This is a genomic window from Sphingobium chungangianum (assembly GCF_977014255.1).
On sequence record NZ_CDRNIV010000002.1, the window covers coordinates 374,789 to 387,282 of the forward strand.

Annotated in this window: 11 protein-coding genes and 1 pseudogene; 4 read left to right on the forward strand and 8 right to left on the reverse strand. The window is 62.4% G+C overall.

Annotated elements, in window-relative coordinates; translation table 11 throughout:
• Window positions 1-6: 6 nt before the first annotated feature.
• Genes ACWNC0_RS01845 through ectA form a run of 5 tightly spaced genes read right to left on the reverse strand, consistent with a single transcriptional unit; the run spans window position 7 to window position 4,628 of the window.
• Window positions 7-1,446 (reverse strand): aspartate kinase, encoded by a 1,440-nt coding sequence (locus ACWNC0_RS01845; RefSeq protein ID WP_449469211.1) that lies wholly within the window; start codon window positions 1,444-1,446, stop codon window positions 7-9.
• Window positions 1,443-2,363 carry an ectoine hydroxylase gene (gene thpD, locus ACWNC0_RS01850; RefSeq protein WP_449469212.1) on the reverse strand — a complete coding sequence of 307 codons (921 nt, stop codon included), beginning with the start codon at window positions 2,361-2,363 and terminating at the stop codon, window positions 1,443-1,445. Before thpD ends, ACWNC0_RS01845 begins: the two co-directional genes overlap by 4 nt.
• Before the next feature lie 24 nt (window positions 2,364-2,387).
• Window positions 2,388-2,801: an ectoine synthase gene (locus tag ACWNC0_RS01855; protein WP_449469213.1), complete on the reverse strand. Its 414-nt coding sequence runs from the start codon at window positions 2,799-2,801 to the stop codon at window positions 2,388-2,390.
• A gap of 10 nt (window positions 2,802-2,811) precedes the next feature.
• The gene (gene ectB / locus ACWNC0_RS01860) at window positions 2,812-4,119 is read right to left on the reverse strand and encodes a diaminobutyrate--2-oxoglutarate transaminase (RefSeq protein ID WP_449469214.1); all 1,308 of its coding nucleotides are present in this window, start codon (window positions 4,117-4,119) and stop codon (window positions 2,812-2,814) included.
• Window positions 4,116-4,628, reverse strand: coding sequence for a diaminobutyrate acetyltransferase (ectA, locus tag ACWNC0_RS01865; protein WP_449469838.1), 513 nt, complete (start codon window positions 4,626-4,628; stop codon window positions 4,116-4,118). The genes ectB and ectA overlap by 4 nt, the downstream gene beginning before the upstream one ends.
• Window positions 4,629-4,872: 244 nt before the next feature.
• Here ectA and ACWNC0_RS01870 point away from each other — a divergent pair, with 244 nt between their 5' ends.
• Window positions 4,873-5,397 (forward strand): MarR family winged helix-turn-helix transcriptional regulator, encoded by a 525-nt coding sequence (locus tag ACWNC0_RS01870; protein WP_449469216.1) that lies wholly within the window; start codon window positions 4,873-4,875, stop codon window positions 5,395-5,397.
• On the opposite strand, the gene ACWNC0_RS01875 is transcribed toward ACWNC0_RS01870, so the two are convergent.
• Entirely contained in the window at window positions 5,398-5,775 is a 378-nt protein-coding gene (locus ACWNC0_RS01875; protein WP_449469218.1) for a sensory rhodopsin transducer, read from the reverse strand. It abuts the gene before it with no gap.
• Window positions 5,776-6,014: 239 nt separating this feature from the next.
• On the opposite strand from ACWNC0_RS01875, the gene ACWNC0_RS01880 reads away from it, so the two are divergent.
• Together ACWNC0_RS01880 and ACWNC0_RS01885 are read left to right on the forward strand one after the other, a co-directional pair.
• Window positions 6,015-6,575 (forward strand): gluconate 2-dehydrogenase subunit 3 family protein, encoded by a 561-nt coding sequence (locus ACWNC0_RS01880; RefSeq protein ID WP_449469219.1) that lies wholly within the window; start codon window positions 6,015-6,017, stop codon window positions 6,573-6,575.
• 96 nt (window positions 6,576-6,671) lie between these two features.
• Window positions 6,672-7,429 (forward strand): annotated as a pseudogene (locus ACWNC0_RS01885) (IS5 family transposase).
• A 729-nt stretch (window positions 7,430-8,158) separates the two neighbouring features.
• Here the strand turns inward: ACWNC0_RS01885 and ACWNC0_RS01890 are convergent.
• Together ACWNC0_RS01890 and ACWNC0_RS01895 are read right to left on the reverse strand one after the other, a co-directional pair.
• Complete coding sequence (locus tag ACWNC0_RS01890; protein ID WP_449469221.1) at window positions 8,159-10,810, reverse strand: glycoside hydrolase family 2 TIM barrel-domain containing protein; 2,652 nt, start codon at window positions 10,808-10,810, stop codon at window positions 8,159-8,161.
• Between the two features lie 125 nt (window positions 10,811-10,935).
• Complete coding sequence (locus ACWNC0_RS01895; protein ID WP_449469222.1) at window positions 10,936-12,051, reverse strand: ThuA domain-containing protein; 1,116 nt, start codon at window positions 12,049-12,051, stop codon at window positions 10,936-10,938.
• Between the two features lie 253 nt (window positions 12,052-12,304).
• On the opposite strand from ACWNC0_RS01895, the gene ACWNC0_RS01900 reads away from it, so the two are divergent.
• A complete protein-coding gene (locus ACWNC0_RS01900; RefSeq protein ID WP_449469223.1) occupies window positions 12,305-12,490 on the forward strand; it encodes a hypothetical protein in 186 nt (61 codons plus the stop codon).
• The last annotated feature ends 4 nt before the right edge of the window (window positions 12,491-12,494 follow it).

A 12,494-nucleotide genomic window follows, 5' to 3' on the forward strand; every position in this document is an offset into this window, starting at 1 on the left:
CGCCGATCAGGCGGCGCGCTTCCCCGTCGCCGCCATCTCTTCGCGTTCGACCAAAGCGTGGTGCAGCGCCCGCACGGCAGCATCATAATGCCCCACATCGACGATGAACTGCACATCGACATTTCGGATCTGGTGCTGCATCGCGATGACGCCAACGCCTTCATCGGCCAGCGCGCGCAGCGCATCGGCGACCAGCGCAGGCCGGGATATGTCGCTCCCGATCACCGACACCATCGCCACCGGATGGGCGGAGATCGACGCATCCGGATAGCGTTGCTGGAGATCGTCGATCACCCGCTTGATCGTTTTCGCGTCGGCCGACAGGTAATGCGTAATGGTATTGGCGTTGGATGATTTGCTGACGATCCAGGCGCCATGCCGTGTCAGCGCCTCCAATATGGCGGCGTCATAGCCCTTCACCCCGACCATGTCCTGCTCGAAGAACTGGAGCACCTGCGCATGACGAATGCCCGTCACGATCTCGACGCGCGGACTATCGGACACATAATCGCCGCAGATCAGCGTCCCGCCATCTTCCCGGTCGAATGTGTTGCGCACGCGTAGCGGGATGTTGGTCTGGCGCAGGCCTCGGCCCGCGCCGGGATGGATCGCCTCCATGCCCAGATTGGCGAGCTGATCGGCGACGTCATAATTGGTGCGGCCAATCTTGCGCGCCTTGTCCGTGCCGACCAGCTTGGGGTCGGCGCTCGACAGATGGAATTCCTTGTGGATGATCGCCTCGCGCGCGTTGGTCAGCACCGCGATCCGCGAGAAGGTCATTTCCGAATAGCCGCGCGCGTAACGGCGCACCATGCCTTCGCTGCATCCCGCATAGCCGGTGACGATGGGCATGGTGGACGATAAGTCGATCGGGTCCAGCGCCGTCATGATCCGCTCGTCCAGTTGCTGCATATTTTGCTGATGCCACGGCGTCAGATCCACAAAGGCGGCATTGACGCCCCGGTCGCGCAGCAACAGGGCGGTGCTGTGCGCGCTATGCGCCTCGCCCAGCCCCGCCAGCATTTCGCGCACGGTCGCCAGCTGCTCCTTGACGCAGAAGCGCCCATGGCTGCGCAGCCGCGCCAGATCGTTCAGGCAGGCCGCCGCGGCATCGATCCGCATATCGACGAAGGCATCGGCTTCGCGTCGGCTGTCCGCCCGCGCGAACATCTGCGCATTACGCGACTGCATGGCGGTTCGCACCGCTTCCATCGCTTCGCGCCAGCCGTCCGCGCCTTCATCCGCGACGAAGCGGCCATAGACGCCCGGCTGCCCGCTCTTTTTATGCTCCAGCAGCAGGTCGGTCATCCCGGCATAGGCGGACACTACGAAGATGCGGTTATAGAGATCCGCTCCCTTTCGGCCTCCGATCAGCACATTATCGAACAGCGCGGCCGTCTCGGCCATTGACGTGCCGCCGATCTTCTCGACGCTATGGCCGTTCATATCAGGGTCTCCTCGGCCAGCGGACCTGTTTCGGGCACGATTGGCTGTGGCTCGCCGCGCGCCGCGATGAACTCCGGGCGCGGCTTGTCGACGCCAAAGGGCGTGCCCAGCCGGTTGCTGACGGCATTATAGACCAGAAAGGCGTTGGCGCGGGGGAAGGGCGTGATGTTCCCGTTGGATCCGTGCATGATGTTGCAATCGAAGATGACGACCGAACCCGGCTTGCCCGTCGGCGCGACAATACCATGCTTGTGCGCCAACTCGGCCAGGCTGTCTTCGTCCGGCACGCCATATTCCTGGCGCTTCAATGACACGCGATAATGGTCTTCGGGCGTTTGCCCGACACAAGTCAGGAAGCTGCGGTGCGATCCGGGGATCAGCATCAGCGGCCCGTTGTGGGCCATGTTTTCAGCCAGCAGCACCGACATGGACAATGCCCGCATACGCGGCATTCCATCTTCCACATGCCAGGTTTCGAAATCGCTGTGCCAATAGAATTCCTTGCCCTGGAATCCGGGCTTATAGTTGAGGCGAGTCTGGTGAATATAGACCTCATCGCCCAACAGGAATCGCGCGACATCGGCCAGCCTCTCGTCGGCCGCGAGCCGCGCGACGACTTGGCTCTGCGCGTGAATCCGGAAGATAGAACGAATTTCCCGGCTGCCCGGTTCGCTGATGACTGTCTCTTCTTCCAGCGCGTCAGGGTCTGACAACAGCTTGCCAGCTTCGCGCTGGAGGAAGGCGACCTCGCCTTCGGAAAATAGGTCTTCCAACACCAGGTAGCCGTCACGGTCGAACTGTTCGGCCTGGCTCATGCTGATGGGCGCGTCCTCGTTCCAGTCGCTGTGAACGACCGGGTCTAGGCGCGGTAAAAACTCCGCCATCTTCGCATGGCGGGATGGGTAGATGTCTTGCAAGGGACTTCCCCCTATTTGTCAGGTTCAATTACTAAGAGCGGCCTCGCGGACCATCTCCGCCTCGGCTGGATAGGCGCCGTTTTCGTCATGCACTTCCTTACCCGTCACCGGCGGATTAAAGACGCAGGCGCAAAGGATATCGGTGTCGGGCCGCACGATATGCTTGTCATGGGCATTGAGCGCATACATGACGCCCGACGCCAGCTGATGCGTGATGCCGGTGCCCAGATCCTCGATCGTGCCATTGCCTTTCAGCACCAGTACCGCTTCCAGATGGTTCTGGTAGTGCATGTGGATTTCTTCGCCAGCATACATGGTCGTGATGTGGAACGAGAATCCCATATCATCGTCCTTCAGCAGCAAGCGTGCGCTTTCCCACTGTTCCGACTTCACGTTCCTGTCGGACTTACGGATGTCCTGAAGTTTGCGAACAATCATGATATCTCCATTATTCCGCGGCGACGCCGTACGGGACGGCCAGCGCTTCACGGACGCAAGTTTCCAATATGTCGATCCCTGCCGAAAGCTGGGCATCGTCTATGACGAGCGGGGCGAGGATCTTGACGATCTCGTCATGCGCGCCGCTGGTTTCGATGATGAGGCCGCGATCGAAGCAAGCGGCGGTGACGGCGGCGGCAATTTCGCCCGATCCGACGTCGATGCCGCGCATCATGCCCCGCCCGCGCGTGGACAGGCCATGTTCCGCCGCCATCGCTTCCAACCGGCGCGCGATCAGCGTTCCACGGCGGGAGATGTCCTGCTGGAACTGGCCATCGCTCCAGAAATGGCGCAGCGCGGCGGTGGCGGTCACGAAGGCGTGGTTGTTGCCCCGGAACGTGCCATTATGTTCCCCCGGCGCCCACTGGTCGAGTTCCGGCTTGAGCAGTGTCAGCGCGAACGGCAGCCCCATGCCCGAAAGCGATTTTGCCAGCGTCACGATGTCGGGCGTGAAGCCCATGCCTTCGAAGCTGAAGAAGCCGCCGGTGCGGCCACAGCCCGCCTGTATGTCGTCCACGATCATCAATGCGCCGTGGCGCTTGGCGATGGCGCTGATCTTGCGCAGCCATTCGGGGGACGCGGCGTTGAGGCCGCCTTCGCCCTGCACGGTTTCGACCAATATCGCCGCCGGGGCGTCCAGGCCGCTCGATGGATCGGACAAGCGCCGCTCCAACAGATCGGCGGTGTCTACCTCTGGGCCGTGATAGCCGTCATAGGGCTCATGCGCGACGTGGGAGAGCGGCACACCCGCGCCACCCCGCTTGGCGGCATTGCCCGTGCAGGCAAGCGCGCCCAGCGTCATGCCGTGGAAACCATTGGTGAAGGCGATCACCAGTTCACGCCCCGTCACCTTGCGGGCAAGCTTGATCGCCGCCTCTACCGCGTTGGTGCCGGTCGGACCGGTAAACATCGCCCGATAATCCAGCCCTCGCGGCTTCAGGATCACGCTCTCCAGCGTCGTCAGGAAGTCCGCCTTGGCATCGGTGTGCAGATCGAGACCGTGAGCGATCCCGTCGGACGCAATATAGTCGAGCAGCGCCTGTTTCAGAACCGGGTGGTTATGACCGTAATTGAGGGTTGAACATCCCGAGAGGAAGTCAAGATAGCGGCCCCCTTGATTATCATGCATCCAGACGTCTTGCGCCACGTTGAACTGGCGCGGCATGGAACGGGCGTAGCTGCGCACGGCGGACTCGCGCCGCTCGTACACCGTGATGTCGGGTTTTCGACTTGTGGGTCGGGGAAGGGTGGTGATCATATCGCCATTTCTCCTTGTGCTGTGCCACCGCTCATGCGCGGCAGCGGGCCGATGCGGGCAAGCCATTCGGTTGCATGGGCACCGGCAAAATGGGTCTCGCGATGGAACAGGGCGCTTTTCGAAAGGGCGGTGCTCCACTGTTTCGCCAGGCCTTCGAACAAGGCCCAGGACGGCATATTGTCGTCGGTCACCGTGGTGATGAGATGGGTCACGCCGTCCGCAGACGGGCGGCTCAGCAGCGCCTCGATCATGCGGCCGCCCAGCCGTTGTCCTCGGGCGGCGGGCGCGACGGCGACCTGCCAGACGAAGAAGCTGTCCGGCTCGGACGGCGGCCGGTATCCCGAAACCCATCCGGCCAAGGCCCCGTTTTGCTCGGCAATCACGCAGCTGTCGGTGAAATGCGTGCATTGCAGAAGGTTGCAATAGGCCGAATTGGGATCGAGCGGCGGGCATTGCGCTATCAGTTCGGTCACCGCAGGACCGTCCGTCGCGGCGGGATTGCGGAACAGGAAACTGGATGAACGCGCAGGCGAAAGGCGCGCAAATGTCCGTGACGGCCTCGTCGCCGCATCGGATTCTGACCTAAATATGCTTTATCTCCCGAATTATAATTCTACGGTATGCTTGATCCACCCCTTGATACGAGACTGGCATTTAAAGCAATTTCCCGCATTTTTCAACCCACAGGCCGCTTTGCGGTTCTTCGGCGCATAAAGAAACCATAAAAATACTTTGTCTATCGAAGCAATTTGCATGGCCTCAAACCCCCGTCTTTTCTATGTTTCCTTCATGAGTTCCGACATCGCCTCTCTCACACTCCGCGCTCTCCGCCGCGTCCTGCGCGCCACTGAAATCGGCAGCCGCCGCCTCGCCAACGCAACCGGCCTGACCCCTTCGCAATGGCTCGTCCTGCGCGAAATCGCCTCCCGCGATTCGGCCACGCCCAGTGAGATCGCGCAGGCGCTGCAATTCAGCCAGGCGACCATCACCACGGTCGTCGATCGGCTTCAGGAACTGGGCTTTGTCCAGCGCCAACGCAATGAACGGGACAAGCGGCAGTTCATCCTGACCACGCTTCCGCCCGGCATCGCGGCGCTGGCCGATGCTCCCGACCTGCTGCAAACCACATTCACGGAGCGGTTTGACTGCCTGCCTTCTTGGGAACAGGCGATGGTGCTGGCGGCAGTGGAGCGGCTGGCCATGCTGATGGACGCACAGGACATCGATGCCGCGCCCTTGCTCGACAGTGGCCTTATCGACCGATCCGGACCCGCCTGATCAGCCGGGGAAGGCGATGGTCGACAGCAGCGCTATCGCTTCTGGCCGGGCGTCGAGCCGCGTATGCTGCACCACGATCGGCACCTCGGACCGGATGACGCTGGCATAATCCGTGTCCAGCGGGACCGGCTGCGGATCATCAAGGTCGTTGAACCGCAGATGCAGCGTCCGCCGCGCTTCCAGGCTGACGCGATAGGGGCCGACGGGCTCGCAATCCGTGAAGTAGAGCATGATCTCCACATTCGCCCGCTCGTCCGATGTATTAAGCATGCAGGCCGCTTCATGGCTGGCAAGCGCTCGGTCTGCGCGGGCCCCCTCGCCTCCGGGGATATAGCCCTCCGGAATGACCCAGAGGCGTGAACCTATCGCTTCGCCCATCCTGTTTTTCTCCTGATCAGACTGGGGAACGCACGGGTCGGCGATCCGTTATCCCTTAACCGCCCCGACATCTGACCTGGAGAGCTGCCATGACGCAGACCGTGAGCGATTTCTTTTGGGAACGACTGCGGCAATGGGGCGTGCGCCGAATATTTGGTTGCCGCTGCCTGCGCCGCCCTCATTCACGGGGCTGGCCCTCACAGGGCTTGGAGCGCTGAAAATGATGGAGAGGGCAATGCGTGGCTGATCCTTTCCCGGATTATGACGTGCTCTCCAAGCGCGGCAGCCTAAGCTGGAACAGGCAGACCCGGGCCGTGATCGACGAGCGTCTGGCGATGCGCGAAGCCGTTGAAGCGCTTGGGGTCGCCGAACTGGAAACCTTGCATGTGCTGGTCGCGCATGTCGCGCCCGAACCGGAAGGGCGGACGCCCACGAATACCGTCGCCCTTCTCCTCCAGAAGATCGCGGACAATGGCAGCGACGGCTATCGCCCCGCAAGAATGCCGCAGACCCAGGCAGTATGGCGTCTCGCGCTCGCAGGGCTGGAGGCGGAGGCGCGCGCGCGGTGGAGCGCTCCTTTTCGCGCAGCTGACGGGCGGGCAGATCGACATGCTGCTGACCGACATGCGCGAGGGACGGGCGCTCACCGCCGGCTGGGCGGGCGTCAATCCAGCCCTGCTGTGGGCGTGGCGCGTGCTGCCCGACATCGTCTCGGCGCATTGGGCGCATCCCTCCGCCTGGAGCGCCATGGGCTTCGGCGGGCCGGCCAGTCCGCGCGGCTACGCGCGGACCTATCCTGACGGGCTGCCATTGCCCTAGGCCGGATCGAGATTCAGGATTCACAAAAGGCGTGATGTCTGACTCATGGGGCTCCGTGTTGAGGCGCGGAGCGGATGATGGGGATCAAACGGTACGAATTGAATGAGGCGCAATGGGCGAGGGTTTCGCCACTTCTGCCTGGCAAGGCGAGCGATCCGGGGCGGACGGGATCGGATAACCGCTTGTTCGTGAACGGATGTTTGTGGGTGCTGCGCTCGGGCGCGCACTGGTGCGACCTGCCGGAGCGCTACGGTCGGTGGAAGACGGTCCATCGGCGTTTCAGCAGGTGGTGCCATGCGGGTGTCTGGGAACGGGTGCTCAACACGCTGACCGCCGACCGGGACAACCAATATCTGACGATCGACAGCACCATCGTCCGCGCCCACCAACAGGCAGCGACCGGAAAAGGGGGGGCAAGGACCAGGCGCTGGGGCGTTCCCGAGGTGGACTGACGACCAATATCCACATGCTGGCGGACACGTTCGGTCGGCCATTGCGCCTTCGTATCACGCCCGGGCAGGCCAGCGACGTCACCGCCGCTCCCGATCTTCTGGAAGGCCAGAAGGCCGGGGCCGTACTCGCTGATAAAGCCTATGACTGCAATGATTTACGCGAACATATCGCCGACATGAAGACGCAGGCGGTGATCCCGTCGAAGCGAAATCGCAAGGTCTTCATCCCGCATGACACCGCTATCTACAAGCACCGCAACCGGATCGAGCGATGCTTTGGTCGCCTCAAGCATTTCAGACGCTTCGCTACCCGCTACGATCGGCGCACCGCCCACTTTGCCGGCTTAGTACATCTCGCCGCTGCCATGATCTGGCTACGCTGAATGTCGATCGGTCCTAGTAGTTGGCTCCGCTACCCTATCATTCAGCTGGCCTGGAAGCTCGCGAGCCTTCGTCTGACATCGTACTCCAGCGTACATCTGCACCCGCAGCGTGCCGCTTTAAGATGATCGTTGCTGGGTGCTCGTCCATAAGAGTCAAAGGGGAACAGGGTCTGATCAGGCCTCAATCTAGCCCTAAAGACGTTTTGAGGACAACCATCTTGTCGGCATCGCAACGCACAAGCGGGCCGACCAGCACCGACGGCGGCTTTGCGCCACTTCTCGTCGTCCAATCGCGATTCCTTGCGCTTGAAAGCAGACATTCGATTGCGGCCTGGGTTGAAACTTTCTTGTCAGTTCCAGCTAATGTCGCCGCAACGGGGACGCTTCGGGTTACCGGTACAATCTTGACCAGAATTCAGCCCTTGGGGCCAACATCCGCAGCTGCGAGTCGCGGTAAGCTCAGGGTTGGCGAGCGAAGGAGGCGGTGGGTCAGCACATGGATAGGTGGGTTTAAGTTCCACCGGCATCGGTCCGGCAAACGACGAACTGGAGCTGGCAGTTGCGGCTGTCATGAGCCATCGTTTAATCCCGGGCCGGCGGGCAATGCCGATAGATCACGCCAAGAGCGGGCGAGCCGTCAAGTTGGCGGAGATTTTCGCGGACTATATCCACGGAAATTGCGGCGCCATGAAAATAGGTGGTCAGCATGCTCCGCAGGCTTCTGGCCGTTCAGCTCTTGCCGACGACTGACAGCCTGACCTGAGCGCTCCGCAATCCTTCCGATCCGACACTGATGGTCGTGGTGCCTGAGGCGGTGGGCCGGATGATCGCCAGTGCGCGGCCATGCCAGCTTTTCGCCACCGGTTGCCGGAAGCTCGCCAAGCCGCGCGGGTTGGCGTTGCCGAATGCGGCAAGTTCGCCGCTTCCGTTCAGGGAGAGCCGCAAAACATGCGCGGCGTCAGGCACCAACCGGCCGTTCGCGTCGACGACCTCCACGGTGACATGGGCGAGATCGTTCCGGTCCGCGGCTATCTTGGAACGATCGAGCTTCAGCCGCAGGGCTGCTGCAGCGCCCGCAGTCTCCAATTTGCGGCTTCCGATCTTTCGCCCTGCCAAATAGGCGGTCACCATCAGCCGTCCGGGCTGATAGACCACTGGGATCCGCGCTGAGGATGTATTTTCGGGTGTCATCGCCCGGTCCTCGATCATCTTGCCATTCAGTTCGATCGTGACGCGGTCAGCAGGAGTGAAGATGCTTACGTCGAGCGGCTTGCCCTCGGCACCCGGCCAGGTCCAGCTTTCAAGCTCATCGCGCCAGCCCCACAGGAAAGGCCGCTCCTGCTTGCCTTCCGGGATCGGCCGCTGGACCGCAACCTCAAGTGGGCTGAGGCCCCAAATAACGTCGCGGGCGAGCGACTGCGGCCGCTGTTGGCCGATCAGGTCGAGATCGCCGCAGGACGCCCCGAACCACGGATATTCATCCGGGCCGAACGTCTCTCCGGACAGGAGCGTGCGGCCGATCGCCGCCTCGCCCAGATAATCCATTGCCGTCCATACGAAGTCGCCGATCAGGTATGGCGAGCGATCGGTGAGGCGCCACACCTTGTCCACGTCGGCCGGGAAGCTTTCCGTTCCCACCATGACCCTGTCGGGGAATTTTGCATGGTCTCGTTCGTAGTTGCTGAACTTATAATTATAGCCGGCAACGTCGAGGAACTGGGCGGCGGCCTGATCCGGTCGTCCATCCGGACCGGTCACATCGGGGCCGGGGCTGCCGTTGATCGCCTGCGTCACCGGACGGGTCGGGTCAAGCCGGTGCAACTCGTCGCTCAACATTTTCGCTATCGCAACGCCTTCAGGCTGGCCGCGCTCGGGGATCTCGTTGCCGAAGCTCCACATGATTACGCTAGGATGATTGCCGTCGCGCCGGACCATCGCCTCCAGATCCCGCTGCCACCAGCCATCGAAATAAAGGCTGTAGTCGTCCGGATTCTTGGCCACCCGCCACATGTCGAAGGATTCCTCCATCACCAGTATGCCGAGCCGGTCGCAGGCGTCGAGAAAGGCGGGAGAGGGTGGATTGTGCGATGTCCGGAGCGCGTTGAAACCTCGCGCCTTGAGCATTTCGACCTTGCGATATTCCGCGCGGTCGATCGCCACGGCGCCAAGGATGCCGTTGTCGTGGTGAACACAGCCGCCACGCAACTTATATGGCTTGCCGTTGATGCGCAGGCCATTCTGGGCGTCGATCTCGACCCGGCGGATGCCGAGGGGAGCCGTCATCCGATCGATGACTTCGCCGCCCGCCTGCAACGTGCATTCCACCTGATAGAGATGGGGCGCGTCCGGCGACCACAGCCGGGGACGTGCCATTTCCAGCGACGTTGTCACACGGTCACCGGCCGCCACGGTCTTTTCGGCGACGGCTTTTCCTGCATCGTCGAGGATGCGGGTCGTCACCATGCCGCCGGTCTGCGATCCCTCGATCCGGGTCACGACCTCCACGGTGGCCTTTTCTTGCGACACGCTGGGTGTGGTGACCGTAACGCCCCATTGTTCGAAACGGAACGCGCGCGTGATGTCGAGCCACACATGCCGGTAAATGCCCGAGCCCGCATACCAGCGGCTGTTGCGGCCGATATTGGCCGCGCGCACCGCCAGCACATTGTCGCCTGATGGTGAAAGGTGCGGGGTCAGATCGTATGCGAAGGGGACATATCCGTTGGGCCGCTGGCCGAGCAGGACGCCGTTCAACCAGACCTGGGCATTCATGTGAACGCCGTCGAAGACGATCTGGACGCGGGCGTCAGGGCTAAGCGGCGGCAATTTGAAGCGCTTGCGATACCAGCCGACGCCACCGACGGTGAAGCCGGTGGGCGCGCCGCTGGCGCTGCGGGCATAGCCCAGATTGTCGTTCAATCCGGCATCGAACGGGCCGATGAGGCGGGGCACGTCCTTCGACGGCACCTTCTGCCACAAGGGGGCGCTATCGACCGAGCGAAGCACCGCATTGAGGGCTGGATCGCTTCCCGGACGGTCCTCAATGCTCCAGTCATGCGGCAACTCGACCCGGCGCCATGCCGAATCGTCATAGGCGGGCTTCGCAACGTCCGCGCCGTCGCCGAGCAGGAAGCTCCATCCATCGTCGAAAACTTGGCCCCGACGGTCGAGCGTCAACGGGGCGGGCGGTAGGCGAGGGACAAGGGAAAACGCGCGGGAAGCAGGGATCAGCACTGCGGCGCTCACCGACAGGCGCAGGAGCGTCCGCCGGGAAAGACCAGCGCCAAATCGCACGTTCATCGCTCTATACTCCTGCAATTCATTGTCGGTGTCGCGGCGGCGGCTGCTCGCAATGATGCCCGAGCCCAGTTGGGACGTCACAAGGCCATTCGCTGAAAGCTCTCCACCGCTTGTTTATTAGTATGAGTATATCCGGCACCAGAAGGCGTCAATCCAGTGCCGTCCTGTCCGGGCCGACGAGTTGGCGATCGCCGGGCCATGCATCCCTATCGGCTTGGGGCAGGACGCGCGCAGGGTTTCCTGGCCACGGCCCAGGAGATCGCGCTTTCCAGCATCGTCCGGTAGGTTGGGTCGGAATAGGTCTGCGGCCGATGGCCGATCGCCGAATAAAAGGATCGCCCCCGGCCGACGCAGCGGGTCCATGCGATGGGATGATCCCCCATGCGCAGGTCCTGCTTCATCATGCCGATCGGCGAATAGCTGCCTTCATCCAACGTGGCGAGGACATGGGCTCCCGACAGGCGAGGGCTTGCCTTGAAGGAATACCATTCGTCTTTCATCGTCCATGCCGTCGGCAGCCCGGCTGCGACCGGATGTTTCGGATCATCCAGCCGGATTTGCGCATCCTGAAATTGCGGCCCCATCGGATGACCGATGAACCGCGCGCCGATCAGTGTGTCCGCATACCAGTCCCAGAAATAGGCGGGGTCCCCGGCTGAACCATGGACCGCGACGAAGCCGCCGCCGCGCTCGATATAAGACTTGAGCGCCTCGCGCTGGGTCAGGGTCAGCACATCGCCGCTGACGTTGTTCCATATCACGGCATCGAACCGGCTGAGGATCGCCGGAGAGATCGCGCCGCCGCGATCCGTGGCCACCATCGCCCAGCCGTGACGCTTCGCCATGTCGAGGAACGCCGCATGGGCGGCCTCCACCGAGGGGCCGTCGCGAAATCCGGTCATCTTTTCGAACAACAGGATGCGCGGCTTGCCCTTGGGCAGGATGAAGGTCGGCCGGTCGTCGTCATAGCGGGCGCAGCGCGCTACGCGATCCGCATCCGTCACGCTGATGGCCTTCAGCCGATCCGCTATGCTGGCCATCTTGTCCGCGCTGATCCGCAGCATCGCCCCGGCTTCGCGCATTGAAAGAATCGCCGAAAAACTGGGCGCGGTGGTGCTCGTGAACATCGGCGGCAGCTTCGCGAGGATGCCCGGCGCTTCCGTTTCGACAGCGGCGCGCGCCGCGGGGTTCAGCAATATGTCCATGAACGGTGACGCGAGCGAGAATGGCGCGTCGCGCAGCGGGCAATCCAGTGTCGCGGCCGATGCCGGGGCTACGGTGCTGATCAGCGCCAGCAGCGCGATGAGAAGACGCTTGGTCATGCGATTGCGGTCTCCATTGCGAGCGCATTGGCCGACCTACTGCCCCCAAGCACGCAGAACGGCACATATAGCTCACATGCCGCCGTCAAGAAAAAACTGTTTCGCAACAGGGCGCTGCCCCCTCGCGTGAGATGCCGAACATTCAAGTTCAATGGATTGGCCAAGGCACGTCCGCTCGTTGATATTTAATTAGTATGAGTATATATGATCCTTGACGGCGTCAATCGCCCGACGCCGCTCAAGAAAGACTGCAATGACCGCCAGCACCCACGGAGGCCGATCAACCGCCTGGTTCGACAACTCCGAGAATATGGAGACGACCGTCCCGCTTGAGCGCCGCCTGAACTTTGACCCCAGCTTGGCGGAGTGTCGGCTTGGCAAGGGCGGCTATCCCTATCCGACCTCGCGGACCTTGGGCCTGCCCCGCGACAATCATTGATGGA

Coding starts and splice junctions, on each gene's coding strand:
- ACWNC0_RS01845 (WP_449469211.1), bottom strand. CDS start 1,446: ATGAACGGCCATAGCGTCGAGAAGATCGGCGGCACGTCAATGGCCGAG.
- ACWNC0_RS01855 (WP_449469213.1), bottom strand. CDS start 2,801: ATGATTGTTCGCAAACTTCAGGACATCCGTAAGTCCGACAGGAACGTG.
- ectB (WP_449469214.1), bottom strand. CDS start 4,119: ATGATCACCACCCTTCCCCGACCCACAAGTCGAAAACCCGACATCACG.
- ACWNC0_RS01870 (WP_449469216.1), top strand. CDS start 4,873: ATGGCCTCAAACCCCCGTCTTTTCTATGTTTCCTTCATGAGTTCCGAC.
- ACWNC0_RS01875 (WP_449469218.1), bottom strand. CDS start 5,775: ATGGGCGAAGCGATAGGTTCACGCCTCTGGGTCATTCCGGAGGGCTAT.
- ACWNC0_RS01895 (WP_449469222.1), bottom strand. CDS start 12,051: ATGACCAAGCGTCTTCTCATCGCGCTGCTGGCGCTGATCAGCACCGTA.
- ACWNC0_RS01900 (WP_449469223.1), top strand. CDS start 12,305: ATGACCGCCAGCACCCACGGAGGCCGATCAACCGCCTGGTTCGACAAC.